The 15,881-nt window shown below is 59.1% G+C and carries 18 protein-coding genes; 10 read left to right on the top strand and 8 right to left on the bottom strand.

Going from position 1 to position 15,881, the window contains the following annotated elements; all coding sequences use genetic code 11:
- Position 1: 1 nt before the first annotated feature.
- The 4 genes from E5K03_RS08535 (at position 2) to E5K03_RS08550 (ending at position 4,547) form a co-directional block, all read left to right on the top strand.
- Positions 2-478: a DUF4188 domain-containing protein gene (locus E5K03_RS08535; RefSeq protein ID WP_138006440.1), complete on the top strand. Its 477-nt coding sequence runs from the start codon at positions 2-4 to the stop codon at positions 476-478.
- Between the two features lie 142 nt (positions 479-620).
- Positions 621-2,513 carry a DUF2075 domain-containing protein gene (locus E5K03_RS08540; protein ID WP_138006441.1) on the top strand — a complete coding sequence of 631 codons (1,893 nt, stop codon included), beginning with the start codon at positions 621-623 and terminating at the stop codon, positions 2,511-2,513.
- A 93-nt stretch (positions 2,514-2,606) separates the two neighbouring features.
- Complete coding sequence (locus E5K03_RS08545) at positions 2,607-2,981, top strand: nucleotide pyrophosphohydrolase (protein WP_138006442.1); 375 nt, start codon at positions 2,607-2,609, stop codon at positions 2,979-2,981.
- Between the two features lie 201 nt (positions 2,982-3,182).
- Positions 3,183-4,547 (top strand): MFS transporter, encoded by a 1,365-nt coding sequence (locus E5K03_RS08550; protein WP_138006443.1) that lies wholly within the window; start codon positions 3,183-3,185, stop codon positions 4,545-4,547.
- Between the two features lie 42 nt (positions 4,548-4,589).
- Here the strand turns inward: E5K03_RS08550 and E5K03_RS08555 are convergent, their stop codons facing one another.
- Entirely contained in the window at positions 4,590-6,038 is a 1,449-nt protein-coding gene (locus E5K03_RS08555) for an RtcB family protein (protein ID WP_138006485.1), read from the bottom strand.
- A 168-nt stretch (positions 6,039-6,206) separates the two neighbouring features.
- Between E5K03_RS08555 and E5K03_RS08560 the strand changes: the two genes are divergently transcribed.
- From E5K03_RS08560 to E5K03_RS08575, 4 genes are read left to right on the top strand one after another with little or no spacing between them, the layout of a single operon-like run.
- Positions 6,207-6,590, top strand: coding sequence for a hypothetical protein (locus tag E5K03_RS08560; RefSeq protein ID WP_138006444.1), 384 nt, complete (start codon positions 6,207-6,209; stop codon positions 6,588-6,590).
- Entirely contained in the window at positions 6,587-6,829 is a 243-nt protein-coding gene (locus E5K03_RS08565; protein WP_138006445.1) for a hypothetical protein, read from the top strand. The genes E5K03_RS08560 and E5K03_RS08565 overlap by 4 nt, the downstream gene beginning before the upstream one ends.
- Positions 6,826-7,284, top strand: a complete 459-nt coding sequence (locus tag E5K03_RS08570; protein ID WP_138006446.1) for a PH domain-containing protein — start codon at positions 6,826-6,828, stop codon at positions 7,282-7,284. The genes E5K03_RS08565 and E5K03_RS08570 overlap by 4 nt, the downstream gene beginning before the upstream one ends.
- Positions 7,281-8,957 carry a PH domain-containing protein gene (locus tag E5K03_RS08575; RefSeq protein ID WP_138006447.1) on the top strand — a complete coding sequence of 559 codons (1,677 nt, stop codon included), beginning with the start codon at positions 7,281-7,283 and terminating at the stop codon, positions 8,955-8,957. The genes E5K03_RS08570 and E5K03_RS08575 overlap by 4 nt, the downstream gene beginning before the upstream one ends.
- A 12-nt stretch (positions 8,958-8,969) precedes the next feature.
- On the opposite strand, the gene E5K03_RS08580 is transcribed toward E5K03_RS08575, so the two are convergent.
- From E5K03_RS08580 to E5K03_RS08590, 3 genes are all read right to left on the bottom strand, one after another.
- Entirely contained in the window at positions 8,970-9,305 is a 336-nt protein-coding gene (locus E5K03_RS08580; protein ID WP_138006448.1) for a VOC family protein, read from the bottom strand.
- A gap of 16 nt (positions 9,306-9,321) precedes the next feature.
- The gene (locus E5K03_RS08585; protein WP_138006449.1) at positions 9,322-9,969 is read right to left on the bottom strand and encodes a bifunctional 4-hydroxy-2-oxoglutarate aldolase/2-dehydro-3-deoxy-phosphogluconate aldolase; all 648 of its coding nucleotides are present in this window, start codon (positions 9,967-9,969) and stop codon (positions 9,322-9,324) included.
- Between the two features lie 78 nt (positions 9,970-10,047).
- Positions 10,048-10,443: a CopG family ribbon-helix-helix protein gene (locus tag E5K03_RS08590; RefSeq protein WP_138006450.1), complete on the bottom strand. Its 396-nt coding sequence runs from the start codon at positions 10,441-10,443 to the stop codon at positions 10,048-10,050.
- Positions 10,444-10,657: 214 nt separating this feature from the next.
- Here E5K03_RS08590 and E5K03_RS08595 point away from each other — a divergent pair, with 214 nt between their 5' ends.
- Positions 10,658-11,530, top strand: coding sequence for a HoxN/HupN/NixA family nickel/cobalt transporter (locus tag E5K03_RS08595; protein WP_138006451.1), 873 nt, complete (start codon positions 10,658-10,660; stop codon positions 11,528-11,530).
- 65 nt (positions 11,531-11,595) lie between these two features.
- Here E5K03_RS08595 and E5K03_RS08600 read toward each other — a convergent pair whose 3' ends face one another.
- A complete protein-coding gene (locus E5K03_RS08600) occupies positions 11,596-12,357 on the bottom strand; it encodes an ABC transporter permease (protein ID WP_138006452.1) in 762 nt (253 codons plus the stop codon).
- Positions 12,354-13,334 carry an ABC transporter ATP-binding protein gene (locus E5K03_RS08605; protein WP_138006453.1) on the bottom strand — a complete coding sequence of 327 codons (981 nt, stop codon included), beginning with the start codon at positions 13,332-13,334 and terminating at the stop codon, positions 12,354-12,356. Before E5K03_RS08605 ends, E5K03_RS08600 begins: the two co-directional genes overlap by 4 nt.
- A 187-nt stretch (positions 13,335-13,521) precedes the next feature.
- On the opposite strand from E5K03_RS08605, the gene E5K03_RS08610 reads away from it, so the two are divergent.
- Positions 13,522-14,544 (top strand): aldo/keto reductase, encoded by a 1,023-nt coding sequence (locus E5K03_RS08610; protein ID WP_138006454.1) that lies wholly within the window; start codon positions 13,522-13,524, stop codon positions 14,542-14,544.
- A gap of 108 nt (positions 14,545-14,652) precedes the next feature.
- Here the strand turns inward: E5K03_RS08610 and E5K03_RS08615 are convergent, their stop codons facing one another.
- Both E5K03_RS08615 and E5K03_RS08620 read right to left on the bottom strand, forming a co-directional pair.
- Complete coding sequence (locus tag E5K03_RS08615) at positions 14,653-15,642, bottom strand: Gfo/Idh/MocA family protein (protein WP_394343972.1); 990 nt, start codon at positions 15,640-15,642, stop codon at positions 14,653-14,655.
- Positions 15,639-15,878, bottom strand: a complete 240-nt coding sequence (locus tag E5K03_RS08620; RefSeq protein ID WP_138006486.1) for a SelT/SelW/SelH family protein — start codon at positions 15,876-15,878, stop codon at positions 15,639-15,641. Before E5K03_RS08620 ends, E5K03_RS08615 begins: the two co-directional genes overlap by 4 nt.
- Positions 15,879-15,881: the final 3 nt, after the last annotated feature.

The raw sequence follows: 15,881 nt of genomic DNA on the forward strand, positions 1-15,881 counted from the left end.
AATGGCTGAAATCGACGATCGACGGGTTGCAGCCGAGATGGAGGACGATTTTGTCGTTTTCCGCATCGGAATGCGTGTTCACAAACTTTGGAAGCTGCATCGGTGGCTCCCGATCTTCCGAGCGATGCCGAAGATGCTCGACGAATTGGAGTCTGACCCGGACAGTGGGTTGCTGGCGTACGACACAAACCTCGGGATTCGAAACCACGAGTTCGTGCAGTACTGGCGATCGTTCGACGATCTCCGAGAGTACGCGCTCGATTCGGAGGCCCATCACGCTCCTGCGATGAAGTGGACGAACCGAATCCTCAAGGAGAGCAACGCGGTCGGCATCTGGCACGAGACGTATCTGATCGGAGACGGCGAGTACGAAACCATCTACCACAACATGCCCCGCCAGGGGTTGGCGAAAGCAGGAAGCGTATATCCCGCAACGGTGGGCCGAAAAACTGCAACTAGACGACTCGAACAGAAGTGAGAGTCGTGAAATCGCAACGAGACAGCTCGAACAGATGTGAGAGTCGTAAAATCGCAACGAGACAGCTCGAACAGAAGTGAGGCCGCAAGTCGAGGCAAACACCTAATTCAGTGTAGTCACATTCTGCGAACAGTCCCGAGTAATGCTCATTTACAAGAACACGGCGAGGGGGTTCCTCCAGGACGTGGTGCAAAATCGAATCGTTGACCAAATCCTGGCAGGCTTCGAAGCACAGCGGATCGGCGGCGTCGCACGGAATGAGATACGTGCGTGGAGACATTCGCTGCAGTATATGGCGAACCTCTTTTTTGAGCAGGAGCTGCCGGACGACGCGGAGGTGGCGATCGAGTTTCAGATCCCACTCACCTCCCGACGCGTTGATTTCATGATCGCCGGACGGGACGCTGCTGGCGAACGCACGCTCGTCGTCATTGAACTGAAACAGTGGGGCGGTGAACGAACCGAACCGGTTCCACACAAGGATGGGATCGTGACGACCGTTTTGGGTGGCGGCCTCCGTGAGACGACTCATCCGAGCTACCAGGCGTGGTCGTATACCCAACTCATCAAGGACTTCAACGTTGCAGTCCAACGCGAGAATATCCGGGTACACCCGCTTGCGTACCTGCATAACTTCGATGCGAAGTACCGCGATCGGATCGATAACGAGATTTATCGACCCTATACGGAGCGCGCGCCCGTCTTCCTCAAACAGGATGTTGATGAACTCAGCGAGTACCTTGCATCGAAGATTACAACGCCAGATACCGGCGACCTGCTCCAGCAGGTGGAGGATGCAGACCTCAAACCCAACAAAAAACTACAGGATTCCCTCGAAGGAATGTTGGAAGCCAACGACGAGTTCACGCTTATCGATTCACAGAAAGTCGTGTTCGAACGGGCCGTTGAACTGGCGAAGCAGGCCAACGAAGAAGACGAAAAGAAGGTACTCATCGTCGAAGGCGGCCCTGGGACCGGCAAAACCGTCGTCGCAGTCAACATTCTCGCCGAACTGATCCAGAACGAATACACGACACAGTACGTTTCGAAGAATCGGGCTCCCCGGGCAGTTTACAAGCAAAAACTCCGTGGCGATATGCTCGTCAAGGAGATCGATCATCTGTTTACCGGGGCCGGGAGTTACGTGTCGACACCGCCCAACCAATATCCGGCCCTCGTTGCTGACGAAGCCCATCGGCTCAACGAAGAGTCGACCTTCTTTGGTCGGGGCGAAAATCAGGTTATGGAAATCATCAACGCTGCCAAATTCTCGGTGTTCTTTATTGATGAAAGCCAGCGTGTGCACATCGACGACATTGGGACAAAACAGGAAATCCACAAGTTCGCTACGGAGATGAATGCGGATATTGAGACAATGGAATTGGACGCGCAGTTCCGCTGTAGCGGCTCTGACGGATACGTCGCCTGGCTCGATGACGTCTTAGCGATCCGTGAGACTGCCAACGCCGACGGCTTTGATCTACAGTTCGATGTCAGACTCTACGACGACCCACAGCGGTTACACGAAACGATCGAAGCCAGAAACACCGAGGGGCAACTGTCGAGAGTCGTCGCAGGGTATTGCTGGGAGTGGGACAAAGACGGTCGCAGCGATCCAGCCTACCATGACATCGAAATCGGCGAGTATCGTCGGAGTTGGAACCTCGATGGCGGCGATCCGTGGGCGGTCGACGAGGGATCGATCGACGAGGTCGGCTGTATCCACACCTGCCAGGGATTGGAGTTCGATTACGTCGGCGTGATTATCGGGCCAGATCTCAAATACCGAGATGGCGAAATTATCACCGACCACGAGGCACGAGCGACGACCGATCGATCGCTGTTTGGCATCAAGAAAATGCTCGATGAAGACCCCGAGCGGGCACGCGAGATCATCGACGAGGTGATCAAAAACACGTATCGGACGCTGCTCAGCAGGGGGCTCAAGGGCTGTTACATCTACTGTTGTGACGATCAGCTTCGAGCGTACATGCGAAAACGCCTCTCGAACATCAATGGGACGATCGACTACTGAGACTGCGCCACACAGTAGTGTGGTTGCTGATCGTATTCTGGAGGCGAGCGGAGTAATGATATTTTACGAGCAATCAACCCATGGGTAGGAACGATGACCAAAGACCTGGACTCTCTCCAGCGGCAACAGGAAGCATTCATTCGATCACGAGACTGGGAGCAATTTCACACCCCAAAGAGCATTGCAATGTCAATTTCTGTCGAGGCGAGCGAACTGATGGAGGTGTTTCAGTGGCACGACAACCTCCCAGCAAGTGCGTACGACGACGATCCAGAGATACAGACCGCTGTCGAGGACGAACTCGCAGACATCCTCATTTACGCACTGAGTATGGCTTCGGTGTTCGAAATCGACTTGGGAGCGGTCACCGCACAGAAATTGGAGGAGAACGTCGATCGGTTTGATGAACAAACAGCGGCAGAGATACACCAGGAACTGTCTCAGTGGAAATCGAATGAGGACTGCTGACAGTGGCGCCTCAGTGTATTATTTGTGCATTCATATTAAAATGAAGATACCCACGATCGAATCCAAATATAACGGCGTAGTCCGTCAGTGGAGGACAACCCGCTTCGATCGACCCACAGAAACAGCAGCGTGGTCAAAGCGGGTGGGCAGCCGAACGTAGTCAATCAATCCAGATAGCTGATCACGGATACGCAAGCCAACATGAGTCAAGATACTGTCACCGTTAAGACAGACGACACCGGACCGTTAGACACCTTCCGGCAGTTCTTCGCGCTGCAGCGGGATGTGCTCGTGTTGTCGATCGCGATGTTCGCGTTCAGTCTGGGCTTTCAGATGACGAACCGGTTTCTCCCCGAGTACATGGTGGCACTCGGCGCGTCCGGCTTTGTCGTCGGGCTGTTTGGGACGTTCGGCAATATCATCTCTGCGCTGTACCCGTATCCAGGTGGTGCGGTTTCCGATCGAATCGGGTCGCGATACGCACTAACGGTATTTGGGTTGATTTCGACGATTGGCTTTGGCGTCTGGTTGGTCGCACCCACGCTCGGCGCGTTCACCGTTGCGGGCGTACCGATCGAGCCGTGGATCTGGATCTTCGTCGGGCTGATCCTCGCACAGGCGTGGAAGTCCTTCGGCCTCGGGGCGACGTTCGCCGTGGTCAAACAGGCGACCGATCCCTCACGGCTGGCCGCGGGCTTTGCCAGCACGGAGACGTTCCGTCGAACGGCGTTCCTCATCGGGCCGGTTCTTGCAGCAGTCCTCATTGGCCTGCACCCACAGTTCACCGTGAGCTTCCAACTCGTCCTCGCGGTCGCAGTCGGCTTCGGGGTGCTTGGGACGATCGTCCAGCACCTCCTCTACGATGCAAGCGATGACTCGTTCGGCGATTCGTTCGCAGGCGTCGATCAGATCCGCCAGGATCTCAAGGAGATGCCAGAGCCGCTGCGGCCGCTGTTAGTCGGTGACACCCTCGTTCGGTTCGCCAACGGCATGGTGTACGTCTTTTTTGTGTTGGTTGTGACGCAGTTTTTCGAGGTTGGGTTCGACATGACACTAGCGCTGGGTGGGTTCTCCTACGAGGTGAGCCTCTCACCGGCAGCGTTCTTTGGGTACCTGCTTGGCGTGGAGATGCTCGTCGCCCTGTTGATCATGGCACCAGCGTCGAAGTTCGCCGAACGGGTCGGCCTCAAGCCAGTCGTTGCCACCGGCTTTGCCGTCTACGCCGTGTTTCCGGTCGTGTTGATTTTTGCGCCGGCGATCGCCGGATCGGTGCTGCCGCTGTCGATGGTCATGATCGCCGTCTTCGCGTTCTCTGGGATTCGGTTTGCCGGGCTTCCCTCACACAAAGCGCTCATTGTCGGCCCAGCCAAGCGCGGGGCAGGCGGACGGGTCACTGGGACGTACTACCTGCTCCGGAACACAATCGTCATCCCGAGTGCGGCGATCGGCGGGTATCTCTGGGACTTCGTCAGCCCAGAGGTCGCTTTTAGTATCGCCGCCATCATCGGCATCATCGGAACTGGCTACTTCCTCGTGTTTGGCAAGGAGTTTGAAGCGTACGCGTGATCGCCAGCAAAACAAATTCGACTGATCGCTGTCGGCCGCCCGTCAGTGCAACGCTTTGAGGTTGTGGACGACCGAGAGCCGATTGATCAGTTCGGCGGTCGGCGCGAGCGCCCGTTCGATCGCCGCAGTGGGTTTGTACGCCATCGGCGCTTCGTCGCGGACAGACGGGACAACCGACTCGGAGTAGATTCCCTCCATCGCCGCCTCGAACGCATCGATCGACACTCGATCGAAGGCATCACTCCGGCTCATCGTTCGGCCCGCGCCATGTGGTGCGCTGTGGTTGTATTCGGGGTTGCCGAGACCGCGAGCAATGATCGAGCCGTCGGCCATGTTGAACGGGATGACGAGCCGCTGGCCGTCCCGTGCAGGCGTCGCGCCTTTGCGGATCGTGAGGTCTCGAAAGTCGATGTAGTTGTGGATCGACTGAAACGAGTCGATCGGCTCCACGTCGAGGGCGTCACAGATCGTCTCGACCATGAGCGTTCGGTTCCAGCGGGCGTACTGCTGGGCGAACAGCATATCTACGTAGTAGCCGTGGGCCTCTCGTCCCTCAAGCCAATCGAGGCTGTCGTTTCGGTCTTCGGCTCGGTCAGCCGGCCGCGCGAGTCGATCGAAGGTATCCTCGATCGCCGAGCCCTCGAAGTCCGCTCGGATCCGATCGCCGTCCAGATGCGACTGGCCCATCCCGCCAGTAACCCACCGATACAGCTCCGCGTCGCTGACCGCGTCGGGATCGAACTGCAGGTACCGGTCGTAGCCGTCGGGAATCGCCTCGCGGATCGCGTCGGCCGAGCGGTAGTCGTTGGCGTTGCCCTGCCAGAACTCTGCGACGGACTTACCGAGATACCGCGAGCCGCTGTGGATGACGAGCCAGTACTCGCCGGAGTTCTCTGCGCGGGCGAACTCAATGAAGTGGTTCCCGCCGCCGAGGGTGCCCGCACTCTTGATGACGTGTCCAATTCCCTGACGCTGGTCACGGAGTACCCGATCGCAGAGCGATTTGAAATACTCCCCGTCGTAGCCGTCGAAGTTGAACTCAAGCGGGTCGATCGGCTCGCCGAATCGGTCCTCGAACGCCGCGTTGAACCGCTCGAAGACTTCGTTTGCTCGATCGAACGGAAACTCATCGATCAGGTGCGGCGCATCGTCGTAGTCATGCACATCCCGACCCATTGGGACCGCCTTCCGGACCGCGCGTTCACGATCGGGGCCCGACAGCGGCAGCGTCTTGCCGAGATTCACCGCAGCCATCCCGCAGCCGACATCGACGCCGACGATGTTCGGGACAATTCGGTCGGCAAGCGACATGGTGAACCCGACGGGTGCACCCGCCCCGAGGTGGGTGTCGGGCATCATCCGTATCGGCTCGGTGAACGCGGGGTGATCGACGAGCGTTTGGATTTGCTCGCGGACATTCGGCTCAATCAACGACTTGTCGTCGGTCATCACGTGGGCGGTGGTGTACTCGCCTTGAATTTCGATCGGCATGGTGAGAGCGTGGCGGACGGCACAGGACCGTCCCATCAGATAATGTGGCTACGTGGTTCGGTCGGATAGCGTCGTTGGTTCGATCCTCGTCGCTACCCCAGTTGCCGTTGTTGGATCGGTGCGAACCGCCGCGGTGATTTTTTCACCGTGTCCCCCGAAGTTCAACCAATGGTTCGGCTCCCCTGGCGGCAATCGACACCCGACTCAGCGGTGGAACCGGCCGACAGCCAGATCGACGGCGAGCCGATCGTCTCGTGTTCGTTTCAAGATGGGACGCTTGAGGTGTACGAGTCCATGGTGTCCATTTCTCGCCGATCGGCATCGAAATTCGAGGATAAACAGATCGCGATGAGCGAAATCACGGATGTCACGCATACTGATCGACTCGTCATCAGCTACCTCCAGATCCACCAGCGGGAGTTTGAGACCGACGAGGCGAGTCTGTTGTCCTCGCCGGTCGACGAAAACACGCTTCATGGCGGCCGCGGCGTGAGTGATTGCGCCAAGCGAGCCACCGAGGCGATCCGCGATCGGATGGGAGAAAAAGCGTGACACCCTCCAGTCAGAGGTTCGATCGGTCGGCGATCGGCTACATCAAGCGACAGGCGATCGAAACAGCCGAACAGCAAGCGATCGACTGCACCAACCAGAAAGTGATCCGTCACACTGACCAGAAACCGATCGACCACTCCGAGACACAACAAACCGAAACAACCGATGTTTATGATTCGCCCGCGGCAAACAACGGTATGATCAGTACGTCGGTCCGGGTCGCGGAGTGGTCCGCATGAACGCGCTCCAGCCGCGGATCCGCATTTTGTGGGTGGGTAGAGCGATCATTAGCGCCGGCATTGTCGGGGGTGTCGGATACGCCGCCGCGACGTACACGGACGTCCCGGTTGAGTGGCCGATCGCGATCGCCGGCCTCCTGCTCGTCGTTGGCGTGCTCCACGCCCTGTTGCGCTATCGCAACTGGCGCTATGAGATTCGAGAGGATTCGTTGTATCTCGAGCGAGGGGTACTTACTGAGGTCCGAACGGCCGTCCCACTCGTCCGGATCCAACACGTCGACTCGCGTCGGAGCGCGCTTGAACGTCTTGTCGGGCTTGCGAGCACAGTCGTCTACACGGCCGGGTCACGCGGCGCGGACGTCCGGATCCCGGGATTGACACCAGATGATGCGTCGGCACTCCGCGAGCGGCTCAAGCGGCTCGCGATCGAAGCCGACGGGGAGGATGCGGTGTGAAGCTGTCGCCGATCTCTGTGCCCTACCGGGCCGTACAGAAGGGCGGTGGCCTGCTCTTCATGCTCGTGTTTTTCAGTTCGACCGGGGCGGCTGGCCCGGGTGGACTCGTATTAGGCCTCGGAGCGATCGCAATTCTCGCGGTCTCGATCGGCTACGAACTACTGTACTATCGTCGCTTCAGCTACGAACTCACGGCGGATACGCTCGATCTCAGCTCTGGCGTGTTCAACCGCCGCGAGCGAGAGATCCCGTACGGGCGGATCCAAAACGTCGACGTGAGCCAGAATATCATCCAGCGCGCGCTCGGAATTGCGGCGGTGAACGTTGAAACCGCCGGCGGGGGCTCGACGGAGGCGGTGATTCGGTACGTCTCCGCAGAGACGGCCGAAACGTTGCAGACGGACGTCCGCGATCGCAAACGAGGCCGCGATCGCCGAGAAGGCGTGATCGCTGACGAACCCGCGACTGAACCCGAAGCGCTGTTCTCGATCGAACCCAGCGAACTTGCGCTCGTCGGCGTGTTGTCGTTCGATCCGCGGGTCCCTGGTGCGATTCTCGCACTCCTCACTGGCTCGGTGCCGTTTGTCTCGCCGATCCTCCCTGGCGACGTTAGTGGCATCGGGCTGACAGTGCTCATTGTCGTGGTCGGGGTGGCGATTATCGCCCTGTCGTGGATCGTGGGTGCGATCTCGGCAGTCGTCAACTACTGGGGCTTCCGACTCACTCAGACCGAGGACGAACTGCAGTACGAGCGCGGGCTGGTACAGCGATACAGCGGAACAATTCCGTTCGATAAGGTGCAGACGGTAACGATCGAGGACAATCCGTTGAAACGACGGTTCGGATACGCAACCCTCGGCGTTGAAACGGCTGGCTACGCGCCAGGACAGGCCAACGGGAAGGGAAGCGAGGCAGCGGTCCCGCTGGCATCCGTCGATCGCGTCCACCGACTCGCCCACGAGCTGGAAGCATTCGGTGAGCCCGAATTTACCCGACCCCCCAAACGGATTCGCCGCCGGTACGCCGTTCGGTACTTGTTGGCGATCGGTGCACTGACGGCGATCGCGTTCGCAATCACGCGGTTTTACACCATCCCGTTCCCGTGGTACGTCCCCGTGGGTGCGGCCGTATTGACACCGATCGCGGCCCACTACAAGTGGCTCCACCGCGGCTATTGGCTCGGCGAGGACCACTTCGTCGCTCGCAGCGGCTTTTGGAACCGAGAGGCCAAGGTCGTCCCCTACTACCGGATTCAGACGGTGATCGACACCCGAACAATCTTCCAGCGACGCTGGGATGTCGGGACAGTCGTCGCAGATACGGCCGGGTCGCTGTCAGTGCTCGGGAGCGATGCCGCCGCCCTCGATATCGATCGGGCTGATGTCGAACGGGTCCGTGAGGAACTCACCGATCGACTGCAGGCCTCGCTGGAGGAACGCCGCCGCGATCGAAAACCGGCGAGCGGATTTGCGTGGATTGACACGGTCGAAGATCCTGCGCTTCCGAATCCGGTCGACTTCGACTCGCTCACACCCGCGATCACAGCGGCCGGGAGCGAGGACGCTGATCGGTCGATAGGCAGTACCAAGGCTGATCCATCGCCCGACTCTACAAAGGCTGATCGATCGCCCGACGCTACCGACAGCGATCAGCCGGATCGTCCTGAAGAGTAGTCCGTCACTGAATCAGTCCAGAAACGCCTGACACTCAACCGTCCGACCGTCAGGATCGGTCGCAAAGAACTGGTAAATTCCGTACTTCTCGTTGTAGTGTGGTTCCTCTGTGGCCCGATCAGCAAGCCGTTGATAGAGCTCATCAACCCCCGTTTCGTCCTCGGTGACGAAGGTGATGATCCCACAGCGATCGGTTCGATCGCGCGCACAGAAGCCGAACAGGAGGTTGTCGTACTGGAGAATGGTACAGTCCGGCTGCTCGCGCCAGACGGTCGCGCCGATCGTTTCGGTGTAAAACTCGACAACTGGTTCGAGCGCCTCGGTCTCATAAAAGACAATTCCGGACATGGCGTTTTGATTGAGATTACTCGCGGGCTGCGTCGACGGTTTCTGCGAAGGCGCGAGCCGTCTCCGTGATCGCCTCGAAGTCGCCGCGTTCGATCGCGTCGTCGTCGACAAGCGCCCCACCGACGCCGATCGAAGACGCACCCGCTTCGATGAACGACGCGGCGTTGTCCAGATCCACGCCGCCGGTGGTCATGATCGGCACCTGTCCGAGCGGGCCTTTGATCGACTTGACGTGGCCGGGCCCGAGCGTTGAAGCGGGAAACACCTTCACGACGTCCGCACCAGCCTCGTAGGCGGTGATGACCTCTGTTGGCGTCATTGCGCCGGGGACGACAACCGTTCCGTAGCGGTTGCAGAGTTCGATCACGTCCTCGTGGAGGCTTGGGCTCACGACGAACTCCGCGCCGGCGAGCGTCACCGCCCGGGCGGTCTCGGCGTCCAGGACGGTCCCAACGCCGATGATTGTCTCCTCGTCGTCGAACGACGCGGTGACGTTCGAGAGCATGTCGGTCACGTTCGGGGTATCGGCAGTGAGTTCGATTGCCGTCACGCCGCCTGCCTTTAGCGCTTCAGCCACGTCGATCACCGTGTCCGCATCTGCCCCACGGAGGACAGCGACCACGCCGCTATCGTTGATTCGATCGAGATCATCCTGTTTACTCATATGTTAGTAGTCTCTCAGGGAGGCTCTTAAGCGTCGGCGATAACGATCGGTATACGACGAATTCGATCAGTCGAGTCGTCACTCCGTACTATCTCGGATGACCATCACTTTCACCCGACGCACGCCATCAAAGTCACGGAGGCGGTACGTGAGTTCTCGGACCGCTTCGGCGTCACCCCGACAAAAGAGTGATTCGAGACACCACTCGCCCTGGTGGGTATGGCTCGTGTTGAGAATCACGTCTTGGTGGGCGTGTTGGACCGCGTGGAGTTCCTGTATCACCTCGTGGTGGCGATAATCGAAGGCAACGAGCGCGACAACGGTACCGCTCGTCTCTTCAAGCCGAGAGTGCGATTCAATATACTCTAACATTGCTTCTCTGACCGCCCGCGACCTGTTTTCGAGGGCTTGTTCCTGCCAGACTCGATCGAACTCCTCGACGATTTCATCAGGAATGTTGAAGCTCGTTCGCATACCAGTAGGCTCGTCGCAACACTACAAGAGTCCCCGTATCAGCAGTTGGCAATATGACCCATTTTATATACGAATCCGACCGAATAGGATCTGCGGCATTACACGCGTTCCGAACTGAATAAAGACAATCAAATTACCAACAACTGGTATGACGATTCGCCCAGATCGGTATTAACAACCATTATTGGCGTCGTTGGCCGAGTTCTCTGCAAGGATGTTACACGGCGATGCACTCGGCCTGCTGCTCGGGGCGATCGCACTCGGCGCCATACACGGCATGGAACCGGGCCACGGCTGGCCCGTAGCCGCCTCGTACGCGCTCGATCAGTCGAACAAGTGGGTCTACGGCTTCGCCGCGAGTTTTATCCTCGGTCTCGGTCACCTCATCAGCAGTATCGCGATGGTTGGGGTGTTCTTCTACGCGAAAAACTATTTCTCCCTCACTGAGGTCAACGAACCGATTCATCTCGGCTCAGATGTGTTTATTGGCGGGCCAGTCAGCCTGGTTGCTGGCATTTTGCTCATTGGGTTGGGAATCCGTGAGTACCGACACGGCCACAGCCATTCGCATGACCATCATCACGATCATGACCACGACGACACGCACACCCACCAAGACGATACTCACAGCCACCAGGACGATCATAGCCACCACAACGACCACAGCCACCAGGACGATCATAGCTACCACAACGACGACACCCACTCGCATGACCACGACGACAGTAGCGTGAGCTCCCGGCTGAAAGGGATCATCCCGTTCAGTGGTGAACACTCACATGCAGATATCGATGATGCGGCCGATCGTGGCCTCCTCGGGATTGCGTGGTTCGCGTTCCTCCTTGGATTTGCACACGAAGAGGAGTTTGAGATTATTGCACTCTGTGCAGGATCGAACTACTGCCTCGAACTGATGAGCGCGTACGCGATCACCGTTATCGTGGGGATTGTCGGATTTACCATGCTGTTGATCGCAGGATACCAACACTACGAGGAGCAAGTAGAGCAGTACACGCCGTACCTCCCGGCGTTCTCCGCAGCCGTTCTCATTATTATGGGCACCGGGTTCATCATCGGTGTGTTCTGATCAGTTACACTACTCTGTGTGTGTTCTAACCATGTACGCTACTCTGTGTGTTCTAATCATGTACGCTACTCTGTTCTCGGGATCGCGTACGCCCCCGCGAGGAAGAACACCGCAGCAAGTCCCGCGAGGATCGCGATCGCCGGCACGAGCGTGTCGCCAGCAGGTGGGTAGGTCACCGCACGGACTCCCCGCGAGAAGTACGTCAACGGCGACAGTTCGATCGCCGGCACAAACCACTCGGGCAACAGTGACAGCGGAATGAAGGTGTCCGAGAGGAACAAAAGCGGCAGCGCGATCGTGTTGCTCGCGGCGATCACGCCGTCTTGGGTCTCTGAAACCCGCCCGAGGATCGCCCCGAAGCCACAGAACAACACCACCCCAAGGACGACGAGCGGTCCCAGCCAGAGCAGTCCGATCGAGGGGGCGATCGTCGCGTCAGTGATCGCGAGTACGAGTCCGAGGATGAGCACGCACGCAATGCCGATGATGGCAATGTTGACGATCGTCTGTGCGAGGAGCCACTCGCCACGAGTGAGCGGCGTCGTCGCAAGCTTCTCGAATCGGTTGCCGTCGCGATGGCGAGCGATCTCGCTGCCGATCCGCGACAGCGGTGTGAACAAAACGACCGTTGCAAGGTAGCCGGGGATGTAGTACGCGCCCGGCTCAGCGAAGAGCCCGCCATCTGTCGGCTGGGTCCGAACAAGTGCGCCGAAGATGACGACGAGGATTACCGGGAAAAAGAAGGTGAAAAACACGGCTGTCCGCCGCCGGAGAAACGAGTGCCACCCAGCAGTTACTTCGGCACGAATCCGACGGGCGCGGCTCACGCCGATCCCTCCTCAGCCGAGACATCAACTGCGTCACCGTCTCGATCGATCGCGCCCGCACCTGGAGTGCCGACTCCCTCGAACGCTTCGCCCGTGAGTTCAAGATACACGTCTTCGAGTGTCGGTTCAGTCCACGTGAGCGACCCGTACTCGATGCCGGCGGCCTCGATCGCCTCGACGATTGCCGAGATCTCCACCGGAGAGACGTTCTCGACTACAACCGCCTCAAGGCCACCAGCCGCGTCGAAGCCGGCCGCCTCGATCGCCGTCTTCGCCGCTTCGATGACCGCTTCTGCAGTGCCGATCACCAGTCGACTCGATCCGCCGTGTTTGGCAATGAGATCAGTTGGTTCGCCGACGGCCACGATCGATCCCGCCTGTATGAGGCCGACGCGATCGGCGAGCCGCTGAACTTCTGTCATCGAGTGGCTCGTCAAAAAGATCGTCCGCCCGCGATCGGCGAGCGATTCGAGCAGCCGCCACAGCGATCGCCGTCCCGCTGGGTCGATCCCCGTGGTCGGTTCGTCCAAAAACAACAACTCGGGGTCGTTCACGAGTGTGATGCCAACGCAGGCGCGTCGTTTCTGCCCACCAGAGAGATTCTCGTACCACGTCTCCGCCGCCTCGGTGAGCCCAACATCTTCGAGCACCGCGTCGGTGTCGCGGCGATCGTCGTACAGATCGCCATAGTAGTCGATCAGCTCTCGTGGCGTGAGCCGATCGGGCGGCGAAAACGACTGTGGCAGGAGGCCGATCCGCGCGTCGTCGACCGCGTCGGCCGCGTCACCGAGCAGTGTCACCGAACCCTCGGCATCTGTCGTCCCGGTGAGCGCGCGGATGAGCGTCGTCTTGCCCGCACCGTTGGGGCCGATCAGCCCGAAGATCTCCCCACGATCGACTGACAGTGAGACCCCGTCGACCGCGATCGTTCCGTCGTACTCGCGCCGAATTCCCTCGGCGACGAGAGCGTGTTCCATACAAAGTGGTCAGGTCGGTCCACTCGTAAGGATTCTGTTTAGGGGGTGGGTGGGCGATGCTTCCTTGCTTCCAGCACGATCGCCTTCGATTCCGCCGGGAGATGTACTACCATCCCGCCGAGAGATGTACTATCATTCCGCCGGGACCCGTATACTGAATAGCCAAACGGGAGTACACCCGATCGACATGGACTATCGAACCCTCGGCGCAACAGGAACGAAGGTATCGGAACTGTGTTTCGGCACGTGGCGCTTCGGTCGAAAAACCGGCGGCGTGCTCGAAACCGACGAGACAGAGGCCCACGAACTGCTTGACGCCTTCGCCGATCGTGGCGGCAACTTCATCGACACTGCAAACGTTTACGGCAATCCGAACGGAATGAGCGAAGACTGGATCGGCAACTGGCTCGAAACCCGCGATCGCGAGGATTTCGTGATCGCTTCGAAGGTGTATTTCGGCTTTGATCCGGACAATCCCAACGGCTCAGGACTCTCACGCACGCACATCCGAAACCAGATCGAGGGCACGCTCGATCGCCTTGGCACCGACTATCTCGATCTGTACTACATCCACCGCTGGGACGAGGAGACACCGATCGAGGAGACCCTCTCGACGCTGACTGGACTCGTCGAGGACGGCAAGGTGAACTACCTCGGCGCGTCGACGATGGCCGCCTGGCAGCTGACGAAAGCGCTCTGGAAAAGCGAGGTCAACGACTACGCGCGCTTCGACGTCACTCAGCCGCTGTTTCACGCCGCCTACTACGAGGACGTAGCGGACTATCTCGATGTTTGCGCGGATCAAGACATCGCAGTGTGTCCGTACTCGCCGCTGGCAGGGGGCTTCCTGACGGGCAAATACGAGCGTGCTGATCCAGACGACCCCAAATCCGTCCGTGCACCCGACGGCTCACGCGGGAGCTTCGACGAGCGATTCGAGAAGTTCTATCTCTCCGCGCGTGGCTGGACCGTGCTGGAGGAGATCAGAGCGATCGCCGAGGAAGTCGACGCCACGCCCGCGCAGGTTGCGCTGCGGTGGCTGATGGATCAGTCGCGGTTTACGTGTATTCCGATCGTCGGCGCGCGAACAGTCGGCCAACTCGATGAAAACGTCGGTGCAGCCGAGGTTGACCTCAGTGAGGACCAGCACGATCGCATTACACAGGCGCGCTATGACGAGGACGGCAACATCATCAAAACCGGACAGTAAGTCCGAATAGTCACTCGATCTCGTTTTGATCAGGCGGTCGGAAGTACCTTCGCCGGGAATCGTTCGCGCTGATCGATCGACGAGCTCTCGGTCGCACGTGAGTCAGTACTACTCGAAGCGAACCGTGTGTCCCCCTTCGGCCGCTTCGTAGGCCGCAAGCGTCAGTTGCGTCACCGCAAACCCGTCTGCTGCTGGGATCTGCAGATCGGCGGTGCCGCGGATCGCATCCACCGTGTTCTGCAGCTTTCGAGCGGTCAGTTCATCGAAGCCGATGTCTTTCGGTTGTTTCGTCGTTGTCTCGCCCTCGGCAGTGACATGGATCGTCTTCCCGTCGAAGCGGATCATCCCATCGGAGCCGAGAATCCGGATCGACTCGCCGGGAGCCGGTGTCGACTGACCGGCCCCGCTCACGCTGATCGAAGCGGTGATCTGTGTCCCGTCGCGATCGAGTGTGGCCGCAAGCGCACTGTTGACATCGACATCGAGGCCGTAGTCGTCGACCATCGCCGCAACGGCAGTCGGCTCACTGCGAGTCGTCCACAGGACAGCATCAAGCAGGTGTGAACCGGAGTCAGAGAGCTGTCCGCCGCCGGAGAGCGATCGCTTGCCGCGCCAGGAGTTGGCGGCAAACTCGTGCCACCACTGTTCGAGATGACACGAAACGGTGTGTGGTTTGCCGATCGTCCCCTCGTCGATCAGTTCACGAATCGTCCGATACCGGGGATCGAAGTGGCGCTGGTAGCCAACCGCGAGGACGAGGTCGCGTTTCTCGGCGAGATCGATAACTTCTCGTCCGTGATCGATCTGGGTCACGAACGGCTTTTCAACGTGAACGTGGATGTCTCGCTCTAGACACGCCTTGATCGCCTCGTAATGAAGCGTGTGTGGTGTGACGATATTTGCGAGATCGGCGTCTGTTTTCGCGAGAAGTTTACCGTGAGTCTCGTAGGTCGGAACGTCATGGTCGGCTTTGAACGCGCTGCGTGCGTTCTTTGCGGGATCGGCCCCACCCACAATTCTCACACCGTCGATATCGGCGAGCGCTGTCGCCTCTCGGCGACCGAGTTCGCCCAGTCCGATCGCGATAGCGTCCATCAGTTCTTCCCTACGTGCGCGCGGAGTTCGCGTACGATCGCGTCGACGTCGTAGTCGTCTTCAGTCTTGTCGAAAACGACTGTGTCGTCCGCCCGGACAACGAATATTCCGTCATCGCCGGTGACGAGTGAGACTCGATCGACTGCGTCACCGTACTGTCGTAAAATTGCTTCCTGGACGTCCTGGGCGCGATTCAACATCCCACACGGGACGCAGTATTCGATCTCGATGGTCGTCATAGG

The sequence above is a fragment of the Halalkalirubrum salinum genome (assembly GCF_005543295.1).
Taxonomy (GTDB): domain Archaea; phylum Halobacteriota; class Halobacteria; order Halobacteriales; family Haloferacaceae; genus Halalkalirubrum; species Halalkalirubrum salinum.